This is a genomic window from Kutzneria sp. 744, assembly GCF_000568255.1.
Taxonomy (GTDB): Bacteria; Actinomycetota; Actinomycetes; order Mycobacteriales; family Pseudonocardiaceae; genus Kutzneria.
The window spans coordinates 3873426-3896977 of the sequence record NZ_KK037166.1 but is presented as its reverse complement, the minus strand read 5'-3'; the positions used below and the strand labels follow the sequence as shown (position 1 = coordinate 3896977).

General features: G+C 67.4%; 17 protein-coding genes and 1 tRNA gene. 7 read left to right on the top strand and 11 right to left on the bottom strand.

Annotated elements, in window-relative coordinates; all coding sequences use genetic code 11:
• Positions 1 to 4: 4 nt before the first annotated feature.
• Complete coding sequence (locus KUTG_RS17355; RefSeq protein WP_232240836.1) at positions 5 to 1297, bottom strand: MFS transporter; 1293 nt, start codon at positions 1295 to 1297, stop codon at positions 5 to 7.
• Between the two features lie 221 nt (positions 1298 to 1518).
• Here KUTG_RS17355 and KUTG_RS17350 point away from each other — a divergent pair, with 221 nt between their 5' ends.
• Positions 1519 to 4242: an ATP-binding protein gene (locus KUTG_RS17350; RefSeq protein ID WP_043718122.1), complete on the top strand. Its 2724-nt coding sequence runs from the start codon at positions 1519 to 1521 to the stop codon at positions 4240 to 4242.
• Positions 4243 to 4462: 220 nt separating this feature from the next.
• On the opposite strand, the gene KUTG_RS17345 is transcribed toward KUTG_RS17350, so the two are convergent.
• Together KUTG_RS17345 and KUTG_RS65230 are read right to left on the bottom strand one after the other, a co-directional pair.
• The gene (locus KUTG_RS17345; protein WP_043729700.1) at positions 4463 to 5296 is read right to left on the bottom strand and encodes an alpha/beta fold hydrolase; all 834 of its coding nucleotides are present in this window, start codon (positions 5294 to 5296) and stop codon (positions 4463 to 4465) included.
• Between the two features lie 104 nt (positions 5297 to 5400).
• Positions 5401 to 5526 carry a hypothetical protein gene (locus KUTG_RS65230; protein WP_255360878.1) on the bottom strand — a complete coding sequence of 42 codons (126 nt, stop codon included), beginning with the start codon at positions 5524 to 5526 and terminating at the stop codon, positions 5401 to 5403.
• Between the two features lie 110 nt (positions 5527 to 5636).
• Here KUTG_RS65230 and KUTG_RS58555 point away from each other — a divergent pair, with 110 nt between their 5' ends.
• Complete coding sequence (locus tag KUTG_RS58555) at positions 5637 to 5882, top strand: hypothetical protein (protein WP_157494592.1); 246 nt, start codon at positions 5637 to 5639, stop codon at positions 5880 to 5882.
• A 1223-nt stretch (positions 5883 to 7105) separates the two neighbouring features.
• Here the strand turns inward: KUTG_RS58555 and KUTG_RS17340 are convergent.
• Positions 7106 to 7178 (bottom strand) — tRNA-Arg (locus KUTG_RS17340).
• 147 nt (positions 7179 to 7325) lie between these two features.
• The gene (locus tag KUTG_RS17335; protein ID WP_157494591.1) at positions 7326 to 8408 is read right to left on the bottom strand and encodes a LacI family DNA-binding transcriptional regulator; all 1083 of its coding nucleotides are present in this window, start codon (positions 8406 to 8408) and stop codon (positions 7326 to 7328) included.
• Between the two features lie 94 nt (positions 8409 to 8502).
• Here KUTG_RS17335 and KUTG_RS17330 point away from each other — a divergent pair, with 94 nt between their 5' ends.
• Both KUTG_RS17330 and KUTG_RS17325 read left to right on the top strand, forming a co-directional pair.
• Positions 8503 to 9705 (top strand): MFS transporter, encoded by a 1203-nt coding sequence (locus tag KUTG_RS17330; RefSeq protein ID WP_043718121.1) that lies wholly within the window; start codon positions 8503 to 8505, stop codon positions 9703 to 9705.
• Positions 9706 to 9795: 90 nt separating this feature from the next.
• Positions 9796 to 11772, top strand: a complete 1977-nt coding sequence (locus tag KUTG_RS17325; protein ID WP_052396605.1) for a bifunctional copper resistance protein CopD/cytochrome c oxidase assembly protein — start codon at positions 9796 to 9798, stop codon at positions 11770 to 11772.
• A 159-nt stretch (positions 11773 to 11931) separates the two neighbouring features.
• Here KUTG_RS17325 and KUTG_RS17320 read toward each other — a convergent pair whose 3' ends face one another.
• From KUTG_RS17320 to KUTG_RS58550, 6 genes are all read right to left on the bottom strand, one after another.
• Positions 11932 to 12783: an ABC transporter permease gene (locus KUTG_RS17320; RefSeq protein ID WP_084579422.1), complete on the bottom strand. Its 852-nt coding sequence runs from the start codon at positions 12781 to 12783 to the stop codon at positions 11932 to 11934.
• A 22-nt stretch (positions 12784 to 12805) separates the two neighbouring features.
• A complete protein-coding gene (locus tag KUTG_RS17315; RefSeq protein ID WP_043718119.1) occupies positions 12806 to 13747 on the bottom strand; it encodes a daunorubicin resistance protein DrrA family ABC transporter ATP-binding protein in 942 nt (313 codons plus the stop codon).
• Positions 13744 to 14379, bottom strand: a complete 636-nt coding sequence (locus KUTG_RS17310; protein WP_052394774.1) for a TetR/AcrR family transcriptional regulator — start codon at positions 14377 to 14379, stop codon at positions 13744 to 13746. Before KUTG_RS17310 ends, KUTG_RS17315 begins: the two co-directional genes overlap by 4 nt.
• 84 nt (positions 14380 to 14463) lie before the next feature.
• Positions 14464 to 15864: a HAMP domain-containing sensor histidine kinase gene (locus KUTG_RS17305; RefSeq protein WP_043718118.1), complete on the bottom strand. Its 1401-nt coding sequence runs from the start codon at positions 15862 to 15864 to the stop codon at positions 14464 to 14466.
• Positions 15861 to 16541, bottom strand: coding sequence for a response regulator transcription factor (locus KUTG_RS17300; protein WP_043729693.1), 681 nt, complete (start codon positions 16539 to 16541; stop codon positions 15861 to 15863). Before KUTG_RS17300 ends, KUTG_RS17305 begins: the two co-directional genes overlap by 4 nt.
• A 60-nt stretch (positions 16542 to 16601) precedes the next feature.
• Positions 16602 to 17660: a DUF222 domain-containing protein gene (locus KUTG_RS58550; protein WP_157494590.1), complete on the bottom strand. Its 1059-nt coding sequence runs from the start codon at positions 17658 to 17660 to the stop codon at positions 16602 to 16604.
• Positions 17661 to 17947: 287 nt separating this feature from the next.
• Here KUTG_RS58550 and ssb point away from each other — a divergent pair, with 287 nt between their 5' ends.
• From ssb to KUTG_RS17290, 3 genes are all read left to right on the top strand, one after another.
• On the top strand, positions 17948 to 18397 hold the full coding sequence (gene ssb, locus KUTG_RS56385; RefSeq protein WP_198047208.1) for a single-stranded DNA-binding protein: 450 nt from the start codon (positions 17948 to 17950) through the stop codon (positions 18395 to 18397).
• A 287-nt stretch (positions 18398 to 18684) separates the two neighbouring features.
• On the top strand, positions 18685 to 20361 hold the full coding sequence (gene ettA, locus KUTG_RS17295) for an energy-dependent translational throttle protein EttA (RefSeq protein WP_043718115.1): 1677 nt from the start codon (positions 18685 to 18687) through the stop codon (positions 20359 to 20361).
• Positions 20362 to 20375: 14 nt separating this feature from the next.
• Positions 20376 to 23393: a diguanylate cyclase domain-containing protein gene (locus KUTG_RS17290; protein WP_043718114.1), complete on the top strand. Its 3018-nt coding sequence runs from the start codon at positions 20376 to 20378 to the stop codon at positions 23391 to 23393.
• The last annotated feature ends 159 nt before the right edge of the window (positions 23394 to 23552 follow it).

Here is a 23552-nt window from a genome sequence, read left to right as displayed (position 1 = left end):
CTCCTCAAGCGCCGACGCGGGCGGGAAGTTCGGTGGAAACGTGCCGGGTCTCGGGAAGACCGAGCAGGCACAGCAGGCTGACGACGGCCGAGCCCGCCACGTACCAGCCGACGGCGGTTGTGCCAGAGCCGGCGGCCAGCGCGGCCGCGATGGTCGGGGCCAACGCACCGCCGAGCACGCCACCCAAGTTGTACGCGAACGACGACGCCGAATACCGGTAGCGCGCGTCGAACAGCTCCGGCAGGAAGGCACCGAGCGGCCCGTACACCCAGCCCATGGCGGCCAGGCCCAGCGCGAACGCGATGCCGACCGACAGCGCGGTGCCGGCCCCGAGCAGCGGGAACATGACCAGGCCAATGACGCCCGTGGCCACGCACCCGGTGAGCAGCACCGGTTTGCGGCCGAAGCGGTCGCCCGCCAGGCAGGACAGCACCGTGGTCAGCGCCATCGCCCAGATCGCCGCGATCAGCAGGCCCAGCGCCTCCGACCTGGGCATCTTCAGCGTGGTCGTCACGTACGACAGGCAGAACGTCGTGGTGACGTAGAAAATGACGTAACAGGTGATGATCGTGCCGCCGCCCAGTAGCAGCCGGACCGGCGCCTTGCGCAGCATGTCGACCAGCGGCATGCGGCTCTGCTCACGCCGGCGTACCACCTCGGCGAACACCGGCGTCTCGGCCAGCCGCAGTCGCACCACCAGCCCGACGGCGACCAGCACGGCCGACGCCAGGAAGGGGATCCGCCAGCCCCACGCGTGGAACGCGTCGTCCGACAGCAGCGCGGACAGGCCGAGGAACAGTCCGTTGGCGGCGAAGAAGCCGATCGACGGCCCGAGCTGAGGGAAGGTCGCGTACCAGGACCGCTTGCCGGCGGGCGCGTTCTCCACGGCCAGCAGTGCGGCGCCGCCCCACTCGCCGCCGAGGCCGATGCCCTGGAGGAAGCGCAGCAGCACCAGGAGCACCGGCGCGGCGACGCCGAGTGTCGCGTAGCCGGGCAGCAGGCCGATGGCCACAGTGGACAGGCCCATGGTCAGCAGCGAGGCTACCAGGGTCGCCTTGCGGCCGACCCGGTCGCCGAAGTGGCCGAACAGCAGGGAGCCGAGCGGCCGTCCGATGAAGGCGACGGCGAAGGTCGCGAAGGCCGCCAGGGTGGCGTTCACCGGGGCCAGGGTCGGGAAGAACGTGGAGTTGAGCACCAGCGCCGTTGCCGTGCCGTAGATGTAGAAGTCGTAGAACTCGATCGCGGTGCCGATGAAGCTGCCGACGGCGATCCGGTCGATGCCGGGCGTGCTGGTCACGCGGGCCATGCTGGGACAGCGCCGATGATGGGGCAACCCCACTGGCCGATCGGGTAACCGAACCGTGCCGCATCGGAGCCGGTTTCCCGGCATCTACGGACCGTATATGCGGGCTTGTTAGTTTCGTCGGTGAAAGATCTGTCCGGTGGTGACGTCTTTCGACGCACTTCTCGGTTTCGCCGCGATCGAGAAGTGCGTCGACCATCGAAGGGGGAGAGCCGATGGCCCACGACGAGACCCTGGTCGGGCGGACGCACGACATGGCACGCATCGGCGAACTCCTGGTCGGCGACGACACGGCGCTGTTGCTGTCGGGCGAACCCGGGGTGGGCAAGTCGGTCGTGCTCGATGCCATGGCCCGGTCCGCGGCCGAGCGGGGCGTACGAGTTCTGCGCGCCGACGGCGTCGAGTTCGAGGCGGACATGGCGTTCGCCGGTCTCAACCAGCTGCTGCTGCCCGTCATGAACGCCGCCGACGGGCTCGAACGGCCGTACCGCGACGCCCTGAACGTGGCCGTCGGCCTCGGCGACGGTGTGGCCCCCGGTCGGATGGCCGTGTCCAACGCCGTGCTCACGCTCCTGCGGACCGTGGCCGTCGAGCGCCCGTTGTTGCTGGTCATCGACGATCTGCCGTGGATCGACCGCGCCAGCGTCGGAGTCCTCGGTTTTGTCGCACGCCGACTGAGCGGCACTCGGGTCAGCATCGTCTCGGCGTCGCGCACCGGCGCCGAGGGCGTCTTCCCCTGCGGCACCATGCCCGAGTACGAGCTGCCGCCGCTCGACGACGACTCCGCCCGCCTGCTCGTCGGCGCGCGGTTCCCAGGACTGGCGGAGCGGGTGCGCCAGCGCGTGCTGGAGGAGGCGCGCGGCAACGCGCTGGCGCTGCTCGAACTCCCGGCGGCTCTGACCGGGCCGCAGCAGGCCGCGCAGGCCAGCCTGCCCGACGTGCTGCCGCTCACTGACCGACTGCGGGTGCTGTATGCGTCACGGATCACGGGCCTTTCCGACTCGTGCCGACGCCTCGTGCTGCTTGCGGCGCTCGACGGCACCGGCGACCTGCACGTCGTGTTGCAGGCCGCAGACGCCCGCGATGACCTGCTGAGCCTGGCCGAGGCGGAGCGCGGCCAGCTGATCCGCGTGGACGAAGGTCGAGGACGCCTTGCCTTTCGGCACCCGCTGATCCGCGCCGCCGTGGTGGAGGTGTCGACCAGCGCGGAACGCCGCGAGGCCCACCGTGCGCTGGCCGGCGTGCTGGAGTCGCAGCCCGACCGGCTCGCGTGGCACCTGGCCGAGGCCGTGCTGCGGCCCGACGAACGTGTCGCCGAACTCCTGGAGCAGACCGCGCACCGCATGCTCCAGCGCGGCGACGCCGTGGGCGCAGTCGTGGCGTTGACCCGCGCCGCGCACATCAGCCCACCCGGGCAGGGGCGCAGTCGCCGATTCGCCGAGGCCGCCTACATCGGCGCCGAGGGTGCTGGCGTGCTGGCCCACGCCTCCGAGCTCCTCGCCGACGCCCGCCGCGCGGGCCCCGAGACGCTGCACGCCGCCATCGCGGCCGTCTACCTGCTCATCAACGACGACGGCTCCATGGACACCGCGTACCGGCTGCTCGTCGGCGCCATCGAGGCCGACCCGGACGACGCCGCCCTGGCCGACGCTCTGCACGCGCTGGTGCTGGTCTGCTGGTGGAGCGGTCGTGAGGAGTTCTGGCGGAGCTTCCACACGGCGATCGAGCGGCGAAAGTCCGAGCTGCCGTCGGAGCTGCGGCTGACCGCCCTCACGTACGCCGACCCCGCGCGCACCGGAAAGCTCGCGCTCGCAGACGCCGACGACCTGGTCGCTGCGGCGCACGACGAGACCGATCCGGCGGTCATCGTGCGTATCGGCGTCGCACTGTTCTATCTGGACCGGCTCGTGGACGTGCGCGACGCCATGTGGCGGGTCGTGCGGCACGGCCGCAACGGCGGTCCGTCGCGGCGGCACCTCGCGGCGTTGATGATCATCTGTCTGGACCACTACCTCACCGGCGAATGGGACGAGGCCGCGCGGTCGGCCGAGGAGGGCATCGCCGTGTGCGACGCCTCCGGATACCGGTTCTTCCGCTGGTACTTCGACTACATCGTGATGCTGCTTGCGGGCGCCCGCGGCGACACCACCACCGCGTTCCGGCTCGGTGAGCGTGTCGTGCGGTGGGCGACGCCTCGCGGCGCCGGCACTGCCGTCGTCTACGCCAACCAGGCACGCACGCTCGCCTGCCTGGGCAGCGGCGACTACGAGCGCGCGTACCAGTACGCCACGGCCGTGACGGCCGCCGGCGAGCTCGCCTCCCACGTGCCGCACGCGATGTGGGGCTCCATGGACCTTGTCGAGGCGGCCGTGCGCACCGGTCGTCACGCGGAGGCCGCCGCGCACGTCCGCGCGTTGCAGGATGCCGACATCGCCGCACTGTCGCCTCGGTTCGCGCTCATGGCGGCCGGCGCGGAGGCACTGTGCGCGGACGACGACGAGGCGCTGCGGCTGTACGAGAAGGCCCTCGCCACGCCGGGCGTGGACCGCTGGCCGTTCGAGGTGGCGCGAGTGCGCCTCGCCTACGGCGAACGCCTGCGCCGTACCCGCGCAATCGTCGAGGCCCGCGGCCCGCTCGCCGATGCCCTGGCGACGTTCGAGTGGCTCGACGCGCAGCCCTGGGTGCAGCGCACGCAGAAGGAGCTTCGCGCCGCCGGGCTGTCGACCGCGCCCAAGTCGGACGGCCCGCTTCAGAGCACTCTGACGCCCCAGGAGCTGGAGGTCGCCCAGCTCGCGGCGTCCGGGCTGACGAACAAGCAGATCGCCGAACGACTGTTCCTCTCGCACCGGACCGTCGGCGCGCACCTGTACCAGATCTTTCCCAAGCTCGGCATCACCTCACGGGCCGCCCTGCGCGACGCCCTGGCCGCCGTCGGCTGATCACAACTCCGCCGAACTTCTGCTTCTCGCCGAACTCCAGAACTTCGCGCGAACTTCTCAACTTCGTCCCGGCTCCACGACTCCGTCCGACTCCGCAACTCCGTCCGACTCCACGACTCGGTCCGGCCTTCACAACTTCGCCGGACTCCACGACTTCGCCGCACTCCACGACTTCGCCGCACTCCACGACTTCGCCGCACTCGACGGCTTCGTCGGACTTCTACTTTGCGACGAACTCCACCAGCGCGCGGGTGACCTCGTCGGCGTGCGTCCACAGCAGACCGTGCGGCGCGCCGTCGATCTCCAGATATTCGGCGCCCGGCAGCATCGCGCGCAACGGCCGCCCGGTGGCGTCGATCGGCAGTATCCGGTCGGCTGTCCCGTGCACGATCAGCGCCGGCACGTCGATCTGCTGGACGTCGTCGCGGAAGTCGGTGATCCACGTGGGCACGGTTGCCGCCGACGCGTACGGCGATGCCCCGGCCGCCACCTGCCAGCTCGCCCGTACGACTTCCTCACTGACGCGGGAGTCGAGAAGTTCGTCGAAGTTGTAGAAGTCGGCGAAGTAGGCACTGAAGTACGCGTACCGGTCCCGTTTGACGGCGGCGAGCACGGCGTCGAGGACCGACAGCTCAACACCGTGCGGTGTGGCGGACGTTTTCAGTAGAAAAGGTTGCATGGCGGAGAGGAACGCCGCCTTGGCCACCCGAAGCGAGCCGTACGTGCTCAGGTAGCGGGTCACCTCGCCGGTTCCCATGCCGAAACCGACCAGAACAGCGTCTGACAGGTCAAGCGTCAGCATGAGGCGGTGTAGGTCCGCGGCGAAGGTGTCGTAGTCGTAGCCCGTGGTCGGCCGCGACGACTGGCCGAAGCCGCGGCGGTCGTAGGTGATGACCCGCTGGCCGGCGGCGAGCAGGCACGGCACCTGCTTCTCCCAGGAGCGACCGTCGAGCGGGTAGCCGTGGATCAACACCACCGGGCGGCCGGCGCCGTGATCCTCGTAGTACAGCTCGATGTCGGTCTTGTTCTCCTCGCCGACCCTGACGAACGGCATGGTGGCTTCCTTCTCCTGCCCGCGGTGGTCCCGTCCCAGCATCGGCCACGGGCCGCCGCCTCCTCATCAGTCAAACAACTGCACCCTCCCCGGCGGATGAGGTGTCAGTTGCCACGGCGGTCGTCGCACAGGTTCCCGTCATCGACGGTGCCGCCGCCGGTCAGCGACGGGTTCCGCCGGACGCCCGCGTCGTGTTGGAGCAGGAGTTCGACGCCGACGAGCGCGCCCAACTCACCGGCGAACGGCCGGTGACCCGCGCTGGTCAGCGGCGATCCGGCCGTCTCGGCCTTCTACCGGGATCCGCACGCCGTCTCGACCTACCTAGGGCAGCTGTCCGACGGTGTCGAGTTCGATAAGCGGACGACTTGCGGTCGATGCGCTGGATGCGGATGTGCCGGCCTGGGCAGTGGACAGACCAGGTGTCGCCAATTCCGGCACGGATCTCCAACTGCGGATGTACGAGGATGCGCTGGAATCCAAGCGGCTCGTGCTGTTCGGCGGCGACCACTTCGCCTCATGCGTAAAGGAGGGCGCAGTTGCTTTAGGCGCGGCAATGACATGGTTCTCCGAGCATCTCAAGCCCTGAGTCGAACGTTCTCCGGGCGGCCGTCGCCACCGAGAAATCACGGACGCAGGTGTGCGGTTCTCGGTCGAGGTTGGCCTTATCAGGAGTACCCATAAGCATCCGCGCCGCGGAGAATCACCCGGTCGACCATGAAGCCGACTACTGAATCGGTATCCCGGTCGAGGCGGTCGTGGACCCGGAGGTCAGCCCGATGGTTGGCCCCGGATGCGCCGATGACATGGTCCTCGGTGGTCGTGGCCACGGCCGCCGTCGTCGGCGAGCTGTCGGTCGGCAGCGCGTCCCCACGGTGCCCGACGCCGCGATCGGGGGAGGCCGACGCCCACTTCTCCTGATCGAGCCACTGGCAACGACAGATGTGCTTGCTTATTCGTTACGGAAACGGCATTCAGTGTTTGTGTAATTACCGTTCGACCGTCCGTGTGTCACAAATGCAGGTTTGCGTAAAATCGAATTCCGACTGATGTGCGATTGTGGGAAGGTGGCCCCGGTTCTCCTGTTCAGAACTCGTCTTTCGAGTTCGATCTCCGGATACTTGGCTTCGGTTGCGCTGCGGCGGACGGTTGCCCTTTGTCGGCACCTTCGCGTAGCCCCGGGCGGCGTGGGGTGGTCTGCAACCATCCAGTCGTAATCGCCTTCGGGCAACCGCCACGGCGGCAGGCTGAGATCGGCGGGAAGGGCGGATTGGCTGTGGCTCGCCTCCGTGAACGCGGCCGGTGTGGCGGCTCCGGTCGGGATCGGCTGTGTCTGACAAACGGTCGACGCCACGATCGGCGAACAGCCGTGTGGGCGGCACCATTCGTCGCAATGACCGGCCCAGGGGTTGTCCGCGCTGCTTCTCGGAGTGCGACGGTGTCGGCACTGTCGGTATTTCGCGCAGGTATGTTCGGAATCTCGACGATCGGCGCGTTTGGCCCTTGTTCTCCCGATATGCGCCCGACTGCGGTTGTGTGCTGACCAACCCCGTAGAGGCGTTCTCCTCGACCGGCTACCCGATCGTGCCGTCGTACGCGGCCGAAGAGTCGCACTCCGTTGTCGCGCCGCCTTGAGCAGTCGCGGCCGTACGGGCCGGTGACTCCGCACCCGCTGTGGGCTGGGCGGACGCGAACCTGAACGGTCCCGTCGGCCAGCCCGCATGTCCAGAGCTTGGAGAGGGAAGTCACAAAGGAGGTCATGGGCCTGTGGTCAACCGACCACAGGCTGTCATACCCGCAGGTGGAAAAGCGCGCCCCCGGCAGGACTCGAACCTGCGACCAAGTGATTAGAAGTCACTCGCTCTGTCCGCTGAGCTACGGAGGCTTGAGGCATGCCGGCGCACGCCCCGTGAGGTACATCGCTTCAGACGCCCAAGTCGTTTCCGGTTGACCCTCATTCGGATGATCACGATATGGACAACCACCGTGGGTGCCGATTTCTGTACGCGGTGTTGTCAATCCGTCTTCGGGTTCACCGGATCGGGGCGGCGCTTGAAGCGCGCACCACCAGTTCCACATCCAGCCTGACGGGTCTGCTCGGTCTGCCGCCGTCCAGCAGGGTCAGTGCCAGCTCGCCGGCGAGCCGACCCTTCTCGACCAGCGGCTGACGGACCGTGGTCAGCGGTGGATCCGCGACGCCGGCCGGCGGCGTGTCGTCGAATCCGACCACCGAGACGTCCTGCGGCACCGACAATCCCACGTCGCGGGCGCCCTGGAGGGCACCCAACGCCAGCTCGTCGGACATGCAGAGCAGTGCCGTCGGGCGGGGGTTCTGCTGTAACAACCATCGGGCGGCCGTCCGGCCGTGCTCGCGGTCGCTGGTCGCGGCCTCCCAGACCGGCACACCCTCGGGGGCGATCCCGACGGCCGTCAGCGCGTCGATGTAGCCGCTCAGTCGTTCGCGCGTCACGCGGAAAGGTGACCCCGTGCGACGCTCCGGAGCAGCCGGACCGTTCCGTCCGTCCGGCTGAAGGGTGAGCGAGATCACCCCGAAGTCGCGGTGTCCCAATTCCGTCAGATAACGGCCGGCCGCCTGGGTTCCGCCGAAGTCGTCGAGTTCGACGCGCGCCGCGCCGCCCGTCGCCGGCTGGTCCACGACCACCATCGGCAGCCGGCGTTGGCGCACCGCCGTCAACGCCGGCGCGGTGTCCGGCAGTGAGTAGGCCACGACAACATCCGCCTGCGCGCGGGCGACGCTGTCCGGGCGTGGTCCGCCCGACTCGTTGCCGGCCAGCAGCACCAGTGCGTGATCGCGGCCGTCGACCGTGGCGGCCAGGGCGTCGAGCATGATCGTCAGCGCCGGGTCGGAGAACGCGCTGGACAGGCCCGATCGCAGCATGAATGCGACCGCAGCCGACTTTCGTGTCGCCAGGCTGCGGGCGACCGGGTCCGGACCGAGATATCCCAGCCGGTCGGCGACCTCGAGAATGCGCGTGCGCAGGCCGGCTGAGAGCTGGTTGGGCCGGTTGTAGGCGTTGGACACCGTGGCCCGCGAGACGCCGACGGCACGGGCGACCGTGTCCAGCGTCGGGCGGCGAGTTTGCTCGGTGTCCACAAGGTAGAGCGTAGTTGGCGCGGAGGGGTGGACCGACCCGCTGGACTCTACTGAAGCGCTTCAGTACAGTCCGTTCCAGTCGAAGGGGGTACGAATGCTGGCCAAGAGCACCGCTGTCTTCATCGTGTTCGTGCTCAACGGAGTCGTGTTCGGTTCATGGGCCGCACGCGTGCCGGCGCTGGCCGCGCAGGTCGGCGCCACCCCGGCCGGGCTCGGGTTGTCGCTGTTCGGCGTCAGCGTCGGGCTCATCGTCGCCGCGCCGATCGCCGGACGGCTCTGCGCCGCCTACGGTTCGCGTGCCGTCATGGTGCTCGGCTGCGTCACGGGCTTCGTCGTGCTGCCCGTGCTCGGCCTGACCACTTCGCCGCTGCAACTCGGCCTCGTGCTGTTCGCCCTCGGGCTGACCGTCGGCACCCTCGACGTCTCCATGAACATCGCCGCGGTCACCGTCACCCGGCTGCTCGACCGTCCGCTCATGCCCGTTTTCCACGCCGGGTTCAGCGTCGGCGGTCTGGCCGGCTCCCTCGCCGCCGCGTTCTCCGCCGCCCTGGCGTGGAGCCCGTTACGTCAGTTCACGATCCTCGCGGTGCTCGGCGTCGTCGCCGTCGCGGTCATCGTCACTTCGCTGCCCGCTGAGGCAGGGGAGCGGTCCCGTACCCGCTCGGGTGGCGTCGTTGCCGCCGGTCCGTCGCCCATGCGGCGGCCCGTGCTCTGGCTGCTGGCTCTGATCGCCCTGTTCTCCGCCGTCGCCGAGGGCGCCTCGGCCGATTGGTCCGCGCTGTTCCTCGTCCGGGAACGCGGCGTGCCCGACTCCCTCGCCGCCGCCGGCTATTCGGTCTTCTCCATAGCGATGGCGTTGACCCGCTTCTCCGGTGAACGGGTGGAGCGCCGCTGGGGGCCGTACCGAATGCTCGGTTTCGGCGCATTTCTCGCCGCCGTCGGACTTCTCGCTGCCGTCACGATTCCCGTTCCCGGCGTCGCGTACATCGGTTTCGCCTTCGCCGGAGTCGGGCTCGCCTACTCGTTCCCCGTCACCATGAGCCTCGCCGGCGCCGCCGGTCGCCGGGCCGACGGCACCGGCGGTGAGCGCGAGATCGGCTTCGTCACCACTATCGCCTACGCCGGCTTTCTCGGCGGTCCGCCGCTGCTCGGTCAGCTGGCCCAGTGGAGCGGCCTCGGCTTCGCGCTCGGCGCCGCCGCCGTCATCGCGGCGCTGATCGTGCCCGCCGTGCTTGTCGTGATTCGTGCCCGTCGTCGGGAATGCGCACCACCGGCAGTCGGTGCGCCGACGATGTGAGCTGCGTCGCGGCCTACCCTCAAGTACGTGGCCGAAGACGTCGTGACCGCCGGGCCCACGCCCAGCGCACTGGTTCGCCGACCCGCCGGCATGCTCCCGCTGCTGTTGATCAGTACCGTCATCGCCGCGCTGGTCGCGGCCGTGCTGACGCTGTTCTCCGGTAGCGAGCTGCTGTACACGAACCTGGGGCTGCCCGATCCCGGCGCGATCACCCGCTACGGCATCACCGTCGTGCGCGTCCTGACCGAGGCCGCTTCGACCGTGTGCGTCGGCGCCCTGCTCTTCGCCGCCTTCCTCACCTCACCGCAGCGTGCCGGCCGCCTCGCCGTCGACGGCTACGCCGCCCTTCGCACCGCCGGCTGGTCCGCCGTCGTCTGGTGCGTCGGCGCCCTGCTCGAGGTGCCCTTCACCCTCGCCGATGCCGAGGGCAAGCCGATCAATTTCATGCTCAACCCCAGCGTCCTGTTCAGCAGCATCAACATCGTCGAACAGGCCGAGGCCTGGGTCATCACCGCCGTCATCGTCTTCGTGCTGGCACTCGGCTGCTTCTTCGTGCTGTCGTGGGGTTGGACCGCCAGCCTGTTCTTCGTCGCCCTGATCGGCCTCGTCCCCGTCGCCGCCAGTGGGCACTCCTCCGCCGGTGGCTCCCACGACCTCGCCACTAACAGCCTGCTGTACCACCTGATCGCCGCCGCCATCTGGATCGGCGGGCTCGTCGCGTTGCTCGCCCACGCCCGCCGCCGCGGCGCCGACCTGGGCCTCGCCACCAGCCGCTTCTCCAAGGTCGCCCTGGTCTGCTGGATCATCATGGCCGCCTCCGGCGTCATCAACGCCCTGGTCCGGCTGCCCGTCACCGACCTGTTCACCACCTCATACGGGCTGCTCGTCCTGGCCAAGATCGCCCTGCTCGCCGTGCTCGGCGTCATCGGCTACTTCCAACGGGAACGTGGTGTCAAGGCCGTCGTCGCCACCGGCTCGGGCCGTGCCCTCGTCCGGCTCGCCGGTGTCGAGGTGCTGATCATGTTCGTCACCCTCGGCGTCGCCTCCGCGTTGGCCCGGACCCCACCGCCGCAGGACGTCTACAGCGCCGTCGGCGACGTCGAGCGGCTCATCGGCTACCCGCTCGCCGGCCCGCCCACTGTGTTCCGGCTGCTCTTCGACTGGCGCTTCGACCTCGTGTATGGCACCGCCGCCATCCTCGGCATCGTCGTCTACCTGCTCGGTGTTCGACGACTGCGCAAGCGTGGCGACCAGTGGCCCGTCGGCCGCACCGTCGCCTGGGTCGGTGGCTGCGCCGCCATTCTCTTGGCCACCTCGTCCGGCATCGGCCGCTACGCCACCGCCATGTTCAGCGTGCACATGGGCGAGCACATGATGCTCAACATGCTCGCCCCGCCATTGCTTGCCCTCGGCGGTCCCGTCACCCTTGCCCTTCGGGCCTTGCCCACCGCCGGCAAGGACCGTGCGCCCGGACCTCGTGAGTGGCTGCTCGCCGCCGTTCACTCGCCGATCGCCCGCGTCCTCACCCACCCTGTCGTCGCCCTGGTGCTGTTCGTCGGTTCCTTCTACGGCCTGTACTTCTCCGGCCTGTTCGACGCCGCCCTCAACTACCACTGGGCGCACCTCGTGATGAACGCCCACTTCCTCCTGGTCGGCTACCTCTTCTACTGGCCCGTCATCGGCATCGACCCCACCCCTCGCCGCCTGCCTCCCCTCGGGCGCCTGGGCATGGTCTTCGCCTCCATGCCCTTCCACGCCTTCTTCGGCGTCATCCTCATGAGCATGCAGACCGTGATCGGACAGAACTTCTACCGATCGCTGTCTCTGCCTTGGGTGACCAACGAGCTCTCCGACCAGCATCTCGGCGGCGGCATCGCCTGGGCCGCAGGTGAGATCCCCCTCCTGGTTGTCATGCTCGCCCTTCTCGCCCAGTGGGCCCGCACCGATGAGCGTGCCGCCCGCCGATCTGACCGACGCGCCGACTCCGACGGCGACGCCGACCTCAACGCCTACAACGCAATGCTCCAGCAGCTCAGCGAGGGCGGCGGCCCCACCAAGTCCGAGTAACCATCCACCTGCAGCCTCGCTGACTCCTCGCTCCCGGACTTCACTGCTCAACCAGGGCGTCCGGGCAAGACCTGACCACCACCACAAATCCGTGCTTTCGTCGGAAATGCGAATGACCCCGCCGGCACACCATCGCCGACGGGGTCGTTCGCGCTCAGTTCAGTTCGTCCGACGGAAGTTTCGCGTCGCGATGAACCCGCCGACCAACGCGATCACTCCGGAGATAGCCAACGACGCGAACAACGTGTATGCCGGGTTCGCTTCCCAGATGGTCGTCGCCAGCCCGCGCGAAGCGAAGATCGCGTAGCTCAACGGGTTGATGTTGGCGATCACCTGCACCCAGCCCGGCATCGTCGACACCGGCATGTAGGCGCTCGAGCCGAACATCAGCGGGAACATCGTCAGGAACGCGACCGCCTGCATGGTCTCGGCCTTCTTCACCCACGTCGCGATCGCCAGGAAGAGCCAGCCCAGGCCCCAGCCAACGACCAGCGACACCAGCAGAGCTGCCGCCACACCCATCATGCCGCCGGCCGGCGTGAAGCCGAACAGCAGCGCCGCGGCGATCAACATGACGATCAGTTGGATCGCCATCCGCACCGTATCCGACAGGCTCCGCGCTAGCAGCACCGAGAACAGGCTGACCGGCATCGACCGGAACCTCGCGATCACCCCGTTCGACATCTCGGTCAGCAGACCCACCCCGGAGCTCATCGCCGAGGTCATTGCCGTCGTCACCAGAGTCGACGGCAGCAGGTAGTTGATGTACGAGCCCCACTGGTGCAGGCTGCCGAGCTTGCTGATCCCGCCGAAGACCTGGCTGAACAGCAACAACATCACCAGCGGCTGCAGCAGGCTGAAGAACAGCATTCTCGGGTCGCGCAGGAAACTGTTGAGCGATCTCTGCGTGAGGACCCACACTTGCGTGGCGAAGCTGCTGCCGTGCCAGCCCAGGTCGCCACGCCGAGGTGCCTCGTCCGTCGGCGTCGTGGCTTGAACTGTCGTGGTCATGGGATTTTCCCCCTCATCCGGCTCAGGCGGCCGGGGCTTCGGTGTTGACGGCCAGATACACGTCGTCGAGCGTCGGCTCGGTGAGCGCCAGTTCGCCCACCTCGACCCCCACTTCGTCGAGCGCCCGCACCACGGTCGCCAGGTCGGTCGACTTCTCCACCGGCGTCGAGACCGAATGCCGCGCCTTGTCGTGAACTGGATGCAGTCCAGCCTGGGACAACGCGTTCAACGCTGTCGCCGCATCCTCCGGCTCGGCCAGAACCACGCTCACCGTGCGCTTGCCGACGCCCGCCTTGAGCTCCGCCGCCGTGCCGGACGCGACCACCTTTCCCTTGGACAGCACCGTGATGGAGTCGGCCAGTCGGTCCGCTTCCTCCAGGTACTGCGTGGTCAGCAGCACCGTGGTCCCGTCGCCCACCAGGCCCTCGACGATCTCCCACAAGCCGATCCGGCTCAGCGGGTCGAGGCCCGTCGTCGGTTCGTCCAGGAAGATGACGTCCGGCCGACCCACCAGGCTCGCCGCCAGGTCCAGCCGTCGCCGCATACCGCCCGAGTACGTCTTCGCCGTCCGGTCCTTCGCCTCCATCAGGTCGAACGTCTCCAACAGGTCACTTGCACGCGCCGTCGCCTGCTTCTTGGTTGCCCCCAACAACCTTGCGATCAGCACGAGGTTGTCGAGACCGGACATGTTCTCGTCGACCGACGCGAACTGCCCTGTCAGGCCAATCCGCCCACGCACCTGGTCGCCCTGGCTCACCACGTCCAGCCCCGCCACCGACGCCGACCCCGAGGTCGGCTTGAGCAGAGTCGTCAGCACGTTCACCAACGTCGTCTTGCCGGCTCCGTTGTGGCCCAGAAGTCCAAGCACCGTCCCCCTCGGCACCGAGATGCTCACGTCTTCCAGCGCCTTCACGGCGCCGAACGCCTTGCTCACGTTTCTCGCTTCGATCATCACTTCGGTCATCGCGGGTCCTTCCCCCCTCGCTTGGCCTGGACGGCAACGGCTCCGTTCGTGAAGAGATCGACGATTTCCGCCACGAACGACTCAGGTTCCTTCTGATCGAACTGTGCCGTCCGCATCGCCTGCATCCTCGTCATGAAGGTCAGGCCGATCAGATAGCCCGCCGCCCGGTCGGCCGGCAGCCGCAGCTGTTCCTGGCCCGACGACAACAGCGCCGAGATCGCCGTGGTCGTCCGCTCGAACTCGTCCATCATCGGCGGCTTCGCGTCCTTGCCCGACGCATCGTCCTTCTTGTGGTCTTCGTTCGGCCGATAGCCGGTGGCGCCCAGCGTGTGCATCAGCGCCCCCAGCCGGGCCGCCATCTCGTCGATCATCGTCATTGCCTCGATCAGCCGGCTCGTCAGCGGCTGGTCCACCGAGATCGCGTCGATCCGCTCAACCAGTTCCCGCGTCCGAAACGCCCTCAGCACACAGAAGTCCAGCAACTCCTGCTTGTCCTTGAAAACCCGGAAGATCGTGCCCTCCGCGATCCCCGCCGCCTTGGCGATCTGCCCGGTGGTGACATGCGTGCCGTGCTCGGCCAGCAGGGGGATCGCCGCCAGGGCGATGGCCTCCTGTCGGTCCTCCGTGCTCATAGCAGGAGCGCGCCGACGGCGTGGGGGTGACTCGGTGGACATGCCACCAGCTTATGAGTGTGGACTCACTCACGCAATGAGTTATTATTCATAGAGCGGGCGCAGTCGGCCCGCCTGCGGAAGTTGGATCCACGCCTCGGTGCCGCCGCCGTCCCGTCGGCTCATCCACGCCCGACCACCGTGCCCCTGTACGACCTGCCTGACGATCGCCAGCCCAAGCCCTGACCCCGGCATCTGTCGGGCCTCCTTCGTCCGGTGGAACCGCTCGAAGACCCGCTCTAGGTCGTCCTCCGCGATCCCTGGACCACGATCCGCGACCTTGACCTCCACACTGGCGCCCCACTGCCGCACCAGTACCTCCACCGGAAGTCCTGGAGGCCCCCACTTGGCTGCGTTGTCCAACAGGTTCAGAACCGCGCGCTCGAGAGCGTTCGCCTGCCCTCTCACCATCGCTGGAGTCTCCATCAGCGTGAAGTCGACCTGCGGCGTCCTGGCCCTCGCGCGAGTCATAGCGGACCGCACGACCTCGGCCAGGTCGATCTCCTCGACTTCTTCCCCCGATCGTGGATCCCGCGCCAGCTCCACGACTTCGTCGATCAGATGATCAAGCTCGCGCATCTGGGCCTGCACGTCTTGGAGCAGCCGCTGCTTGTCCGCAGACTCCAGTCGCCGCTCCGGATGATTCTCGGCGCGCAGTAGCAGGTCGACGTTTGTGCGCAGGCTCGTCAGCGGCGTGGCCAACTCGTGGCTTGCATCCTCCACAAGCTGGCGCTGAGCATCGCGTGAGGCGCCCAGCGCGTTGAGCATCGAGTTCATGCTCTCCGCGACACGCGTGACCTCGTCGGGATCTCGTTGATCGACCGACACCGCGGCGCTGAGATCCTGTGTGCTGGCAACGTGTTCAGCGGCCGCGACCACCCGATTCACCGGCCGAAGACCCGCACGCGTAAGCCAGTAGCTCAGCACGCCGGCTGCCGCGATGCCGACACCGCCCGTCAGGGCGAGCACCAAACCAAAGCTGGCCAGCGTTCCGTTCATCTCGCTCAGATCGATGGCGATCTGAACCGCGTGTCCGTTTGGGCCGGTCTGCTTCGTGCGAATCCAGCGAGTGAGAACGCGGTACGACGTGCCGTTGATCTTGACGTCTTCGGTCGTGTCGTAAAGTTCGCGCCGGGCGACTTGGCGGTCAGCGGGCGAGACCGGGATCGAGGCCTGTCCGACGGGCGTCAAAGATGATCCGTCCGGGAAAACCGTCTGATACAGCGGTGTGTCGGGACCACCGCTCTGCACGGTGGACCGCATGCCGGCGGAGTCGATCTTCACCGCGAAGACCACCTGCCGATCGAGTCGCTCGTTTACCACGTTGCTGAGCTGGTCGCGGAGAAGCAGCCAGGCGGCGACGGAAACACCGATCACGGCGACTGCGACCGCAGCCGCCGACACGACGCCGAGGCGCCGGCGTAGCGACGGTCGTCGTCCTTTCACGAGGTCTCCGACTCCTTGAGGACATAGCCGACTCCGCGAACAGTGTGCACGAGGCGTGCCTCGCCATGCGCTTCCAGCTTCCGGCGCAGGTAGCCGATGTACACGTCCAGGCTGTTGGAGCCCGTGCCGAAGTCGTAACCCCAGACCTCGGTGAACAACACCGACCGAGACAACACACGCCGTGGATGCCGCAGAAGCAGTTCGAGAAGGTCGAATTCGGTGCGGGTGAGCTCGATCAAGCGTTCGGCCCTGAGCACCGTGCGCGCGGTGACGTTCAGTTCAAGGTCGCCGAAGGCGAGTTTCTCGCTTCCGCCGGTGTCGGTGCGCCGGAGCAGCGCCCTCAGCCTGGCAAGCAGTTCCTCCAGCGCGAATGGTTTGACGAGATAGTCGTCAGCTCCCGCGTCGAGGCCGGCCACACGGTCGCCGATGGCGCGGCGCGCGGTCAGCATCAGGACCGGCACTCGGTCCCCGGTCGCCCGTAGCCGCCGACACGTTTCGAGCCCGTCGATCACTGGCATCATCACGTCGAGCACGAGTGCGTCCGACGGCCTGGCCGCTTGGGACTTGAGAGCCGAGTCGCCGTCTGCTGCGAGCTCGACCTCATATCCCTCGAACCGGAGGCTGCGACTGATGGACTCGCGGACCGCGGGTTCGTCGTCTACGACCAGGACACGCATGACGTCATCCTCACCGACATTCACCTCAGCCGCGATTGTTCACAGCAACCTCTCAGTTGCTCAGGCGGCGTCCGCCACCGGAGCTGGGCCGATCGTCCAGATCGTGCTGCTATGACCGACCCGGATGCGGTCGACCGGGCAGTTCATGAGAGCGGTGGTGTGTTCGTCGCAGACAAGAGCACGGCCGAAAAGCGTGGATTGGCCGCCGTCGAGCCAGCGCACTGTGAACGAGATCTCGCGGGGCGACGCCTTGGCTGCGCAACGCGGGTGCATGCATCCGCTGCCGTCGGTGGCGGAGTCCTCGTGCGCAATCGAGGAGCCATCACTCGAAAGTGGCAATGTTGACGCATCTGGCCAGTCCGGGCTGATGGCTATGGCCGGCTGCAGGCCTTCGTTGTGCTCAGGTGCTGAGGCCCTGTGACGATCGCCGAGATCGCTCGGTAGCGGACGAGCTGTGGCCTCCGCGCCTTCGTGTTGTGCCGAACTGTCGACGTCGTGGCTTCCATGAGCCTGCGGTGCCGTGCTGGGGCTTGCGGCTTCGGGTGCGCTGGAGTGGGTTTCGGTCTGTGTGTCCGCGGTGTTTGTGGGTGCCGGCGGAAGCTCGGCGCCCTGGGGCTCTGACGCCGCCCGCGACGGATAACCCACCAGTTCGAGGCAGTGAGTGTGGACGACGCGTTGCAGCGCCTCCGGACTGGTACGGGTGGCGATCAGCTCGATCCAGTCGTGCTCGATGCCTTGGACTGTGCCGAAGCCCAGTCGATCCACAGCACGGACAAGCGTCGTCGCATGGGCCCAAGTGATCGCGCCGGACTGCAACGCAACAAACGTGCACGGCAGCTGTTCGCGCAGCCGGATTGCGGACACCGCAAGCTCGTTGGCTTCACGGCCAGAGAGATGACACTCGTTCCTGAGCAACGCGGCGGCCGTTGCGTGGCCAGTGCGTTCGTGGACGCCCTGCGCGATCGCGACTGCTACGGAATGACTCAGGGCTGCGCGCACAGTTGATTCCAGACGAGCGAGATCTCGCACCGTCTCGAGGAGTTCACTGTCGGTTCGATCTCCTTCGGTAAGACTTAGTGCTTTGGTCAGCAGTGCGGATACGTTCCACGGCTCCTGCATGGGCTACTCCCGTGAGTTCGGCTGTCATTCAAGCTAAGCGTCCGAGAGCGGTTTTGCAACTGTCCTGATTTGACCCTCGTGTCGGTGGTCGCATATACCATGCGCAATCAATTCTCGAGCCAGTTCAAGATCGACCTGTGGATAACCTTTCTCGATCTTGAGTTGTCCACAGGCGATGGTTGGGCCACTTTCGCCGCACGCTGCTGGCGTGCACAGTGGGGACGTCGGTGGTCGACGGCCTGTAGTGGGAGTTCGTGGACCGATGTCTATCGCGAAGGATGGGGTCAGTGTTCGAAACAATAGTGACTGTCGTGGGTAACGTCGCGACGGATGTCGTTCTGCGTCAGACTCAGGACGGAAGTCCCTCTGTCGGCTTCGGTGTAGTCACAACCGAACGCTATCCAGATGCGAAGGCGGGTGGGTGGACTGACGGGAACAAGCTTTTCGTGTGGGTGTCCGGATGGAAGCGGCTCGCGACTGGAGCTGCCGCATCCTTGAAGAAGGGCGACCCTGTCATCGTCACAGGCAAGCTTCGCGTGGAGGAATACGAGAAGGAAGGCGAGAAACGAACACTGGTCAAAGTCGCCGCTACGGCAATCGGACCGAATCTTGCGTTCTGTACGGCTGATGCCCGGCGTAACGGCCCCGAGGACGTCCCGCCGTTCCTACGGTCGATCGACCTCGACCAGGTCACTGGCGAGCAGTTGCCGCCTTCGTTGTCCGCAGTCGCCGTGTGAGGTAGGTCGGCGCATCGGCCGATCGCGGCCCCCATGCCACCGCTGCCCCTGATCCCGGTCACGCCTGCGTGACCGGGATGTCAGCAAGAGTGAGGTCCGCCACCCTGTGCGAGGTGGACACGGTCCGTCGTCCTCGCCCGACGGGTCGTCACCGCAGGTGAGATGGGCCGAACGGCGGTACGGGACATCCTGGACGTTCCACGTTCGCGTCAACTTCTCTGACTCGTCCCGCCCGTTCGTGGCTACCGAGGTTCTGGTCCTCTCCTCGTCACTCTACGATCGCGCCCATGGCCGAGTACATCTACACCATGAAAAAGGCGCGGAAGACGCATGGGGACAAGGTCATCCTCGATGACGTCACCACCGCGTTCTACCCGGGCGCCAAGATCGGTGTCGTCGGCCCGAACGGCGCTGGCAAGTCGAGTGTCCTCAAGATCATGGCCGGTCTCGACCAGCCGAGCAACGGCGAGGCCTTCCTCAGCCCCGGTTACACCGTGGGCATCCTCCTCCAGGAGCCGCCGCTCAACGAGGAGAAGACCGTCCTCGGCAACGTCGAGGAAGGCGTCGGCGACATCATGGTGAAGCTTCACCGCTTCAACGAGATCGCCGAGCTCATGGCCACGGACTACTCCGAAGAGCTCATGGACGAGATGGGCAAGCTCCAGGAGGAGCTTGACCACGCCAACGCGTGGGACCTCGACTCCCAGCTCGAACAGGCCATGGACGCTCTCCGTTGCCCGCCGCCCGATGCGAACGTGACGCAGCTGTCCGGTGGTGAGCGCCGCCGAGTCGCGCTGTGCAAGCTGCTGCTGAGCAAGCCCGACCTGCTGCTCCTCGACGAGCCCACCAACCATCTGGACGCCGAGAGCGTGCTCTGGCTCGAGCAGCACCTCGCCCAGTACGCCGGTGCCGTCCTCGCCGTCACCCACGATCGCTACTTCCTCGACAACGTGGCCGAGTGGATCATGGAGGTCGACCGTGGCCGAGTGATCGGTTACGAGGGCAACTACTCCACGTACCTGGAGAAGAAGGCCGAGCGGCTCGCCGTCCAGGGCAAGAAGGACGTCAAGCTGCAGAAGCGCCTCAAGGACGAGCTCGACTGGGTGCGGTCCGGCGCCAAGGCCCGCCAGGCCAAGTCGAAGGCCCGCCTTCAGCGCTACGAGGAGATGGCCGCGGAGGCCGAGCAGAACCGCAAGCTCGACTTCGAAGAGATCCAGATCCCGCCCGGCCCGCGTCTGGGCAGCGTCGTGGTCGAGGCCAACGACCTGCGTAAGGGCTTCGGCGACCGCGTTCTCATCGAGGGTCTGTCCTTCGACCTGCCGCGCAACGGCATCGTCGGCGTCATCGGACCGAACGGCGTCGGCAAGACCACGCTGTTCAAGACCATCGTGGGTCTGGAGAAGCCGGATTCGGGCACGGTTCGGATCGGCGAGACCGTGAAGCTGTCCTACGTCGACCAGAACCGCTCCGGCATCGACCCGAAGAAGACGGTGTGGGAGATCGTTTCCGAAGGTCTCGACTACATCCAGGTGGGTCAGACGGAAATGCCGTCGCGCGCCTACGTCAGCGCCTTCGGCTTCAAGGGCGCCGACCAGCAGAAGCCGTCGGGCGTGCTGTCCGGAGGCGAGCGCAACCGCCTCAACCTCGCGTTGACCCTCAAGCAGGGCGGCAACCTGATCCTGCTCGACGAGCCGACCAACGACCTGGACGTCGAGACGCTGGGTTCGCTGGAGAACGCCCTCGAGCAGTTCCCCGGCTGCGCGGTGGTCATCTCCCACGATCGGTGGTTCCTTGACCGCGTCGCAACGCACATCCTGGCCTGGGAAGGCACCGAGGAGCAGCCGGCGAAGTGGTTCTGGTTCGAGGGCAACTTCGAGGGGTACGAGGCGAACAAGGTCGACCGACTGGGTATTGACGCGGCCCGTCCGCATCGCGTGACCCACCGGAAGCTGACACGAGACTGAGGCGGCAATCGATCGTGGCCGGCAGTGGCGAGGCGCAGACGGATGCGGAGGTTGGCACGCTCAGCGTGCCCGCCTGGCAGCTGCGTTGGCGGGCTCCGGAGCTGAGCCTGGTGCTCAGTGAGCGGGCATCCGCACTTGCCATGGGGCGCCGGGACGAGTTGGAGCGGTTGAGGGCGGAGACCCTCACGGTGTTTGCCCTCAACCGACTCGACAAGGGCGTCCAAGCGGTCGAACGTGCGGTTACGGCTCTCAAGGCGGCAGAGGCCGGCAACCATGTCGAGCTCGGTTGGCGCCTCCGCGTCGAGCTGGCGGCCTGTGCGCGTGCTGCGGGAGTGCCGCTGACCGGGTTCGGGGTGCTCAAGCCGGTTCTGCGGGCCGAGGGCGTGTCGGCGGAAGTTCGGGCGTCCGCGCTCGTCGCGCTGACAGACTGTCTGGTGTTGATCGGACGGAGCAAGGAGCTCACGGACGCGCTGGACCAGGCCGATCAGCTCTACGGTGAGGACACAGCCCTCGACGCCGAAGCAAAGTTGCTGTCGAGGGCGTTGCTTCGTGCGTCCGCGGCACGGCAGCACCGTCGATGGGGCGACCTGAAGGCCGCCGTTGGAGCGGCGCGTGATGGCTTGGCGTTGCTCGTTGAAGTGGGCGGCGCGAAAGCTGATTCCGGGTACGTTGCAAGCCGACTGGTGCTGGAACTCGTCTGCGCGCTGATGGACTCCGAACAGCTGACGGACGCGACGGCGGCCGCTGAGGAGCTGCTCGAACGACCTGTGCGGGCGCCGTCCGCAGCTGCGGTTGGCTGGCTCAAGTTGGCGCTGGCGACACGGGTGCATCTGCCGGCCGGCCGAACGAGCATTGCGAACGATCTGTTGCTCGATGTCGCCGATAGCGCCGTACGGCATCAGCTTGACCCGCTGCTTTCGGAGAGCATGCTGGCGTTGTCGCACGTCCACGAGATGGCGGGTCAACTCGCCGAAGCGTTGACCTGTCTGCGGACCGCGCACGCGGCGGAGCGCCGTCGGACGGCTGCCCTGTACACCGTGCGAACGAAGCTCGCGGAGGAGTTCGCTGCCGCCCACCGAGAGAGCTCGGGGCTCAAGGAACAACTCCCGAGTTTGATCAAGCCGCGGGCGACCAAGCCGGAGCCGGCTTTGGACACCGACGCGGTGACCGGGCTGTTGAACCGCAGTGGGTTCCGCCGGCAGGTGGACGCAGTCGTCAACGGTGGCTATATCGACCACACGTTGTCCTTGGTACTGCTGGATGTAGACGTCGCCGCGACGAACGGTGCCGGCACGGCGTCGGTGGACGACCAGGTCATGCGCAAGATCGCTGATCGTGTGCGCGACGTCGCTCCCGGCAAGGCGGCGGTCGGCCGAACCGCTGGTGACGAGCTGGCCGTGCTTCTGCCGGACACGACACGTGACCAGGCGCAGCAGTGGGCCGAGGAACTCCGGTCCGACGTGTCGCCGCGCTTGGCCGTGACGATGACGACGGGGGTTGCTGAATATCGCCCGGGAAGCGGTGGCGAGGCACTACTGACGGAAGCGGATCAAGCGCTGTCGCAGGCGCGACACGGCAGTGCCGCTACGGGCGGAGCCGTCGATCTGGGTGGTCGCGGAGCTGCGTCAGCACTGGAGACCACGGCTGAGCGGGTCGATCCCGCGCTTCGTCCGACTCCCGCACCGTCGGACGACCTGCCCCGCCGCAGGGTGAGGCGGGCTGACGAACAACCTGCGGGATTGTCGTCCGCGTGGGCTCAGGCAGCTGACCGGTGGCGGATGGGCAATGTAGGAATGCCGTCCAGCCCGGTGGACATGTCGCAGTCGGCGGACATGTTCTCGGACGGGACCAAAGCCTCGGAACGCGACCGGACGCAAGCACCTGGTGCCTTGGCGGCGTTTTTCCGAGCTGCTGCCGAGTCGACCTCGACCACGGCGGAGCCGCCGCAGGCTGAGTCCACTGGCGGTCGGCGTAGAGCTGAAGATCGTGAAGCCGGGTCAGGGAAGACACCGCAGTCCCGGCACGCCAACGATGAGGCAAACCGGCCGGATCTGGCCTCGTTGGTGGAATTGCTGGCCGCTGCTGGCACTGGCGGTCGACGTCGTGCGCCGGAGCCGCCCGAAGCAGAGACGCCGGTTGCGGTCGAGCAGGCCGCCAAGACGCAGCCTGAGCAGTCAGCCGCCACGGGCCGGCGCCGCCGTGCCGAGTCATTCGAACGCAGCGAGATCGTCGACGAACTTCGGGCTGATTCGGGGCGGTGGCGGCTTGAGCCTCCTTCGGCTCGCGCAGCCAAGCAGGCATCTGCTGTTGAGCCCATGGAGGTTCAAGCGCCCTCGTCGCCGGCCGCACAGGTCGAAATTCCCGCTATGACCACCGAGACGCCAGCTGTTGCTGAGGTTGAGCCAGCGGGAGTCGGGGATCAGACGGATGCCGGTACGGTTCCGTTCACTACGCATGCCGGCTTGCCGCGCGAGGTCTTGGGGCGGGACCGTGGCGTTGAGCGTGAATCGGAACGTGCCTCCACGCCGGAGGGTGCAGTGGCGACGGTTGGAGCCGACGCTGACGCGTCGGTGGCCGATCGATCGGTCGAGGAGCCTCCCGCAGTGAGCGGAGGTCGACGGCCGCGTTCGGAGTTGGCGGACCTTTTGGCCGAGGCACTGGTTGCCTTCGAGTCGACAGAACACGCAGTTCACACGCACTTCGAGGAGGAACCGCCTGCTGCGCGGCCTCACCGGGAGCCATCGACCGTCGACCAATACGACTGGCAGCCGGAACGGTCGGGTTCGCGGCACCGGCAACCCGAGCCGGACGACCGGATCGAGGTGCCGAGCGCTTCGTCCGAACCGCCGATGTTGTCTGATTGGGTGCTTTCGGGCAAGGACGACCAGCCGCCGCGACCCGACACGTCCGGGTTGGGCGACTGGACGCCGTCGCCGTACCGGGAGGATCGGCCGGCGGTCGATCATGATCCGCGCCCGGTGGAGCCGGAACGGGACTGGTCGGACTGGACGTGGACGCCGCCGGAACGCTGACCAGGCGAAAGCCAACTCGTCGGTAACCTCCGGATGCGTGTCGGTGGCACCCGTCACAAGGTTCGATTCAGCTGCAACCCCTGGGCGTTTGCGGTGCGGTGACCCATCTAGGGTGGACTACGGTCCCGGCGCACCGAGGCGCCGGATAGCGTGGAGCCG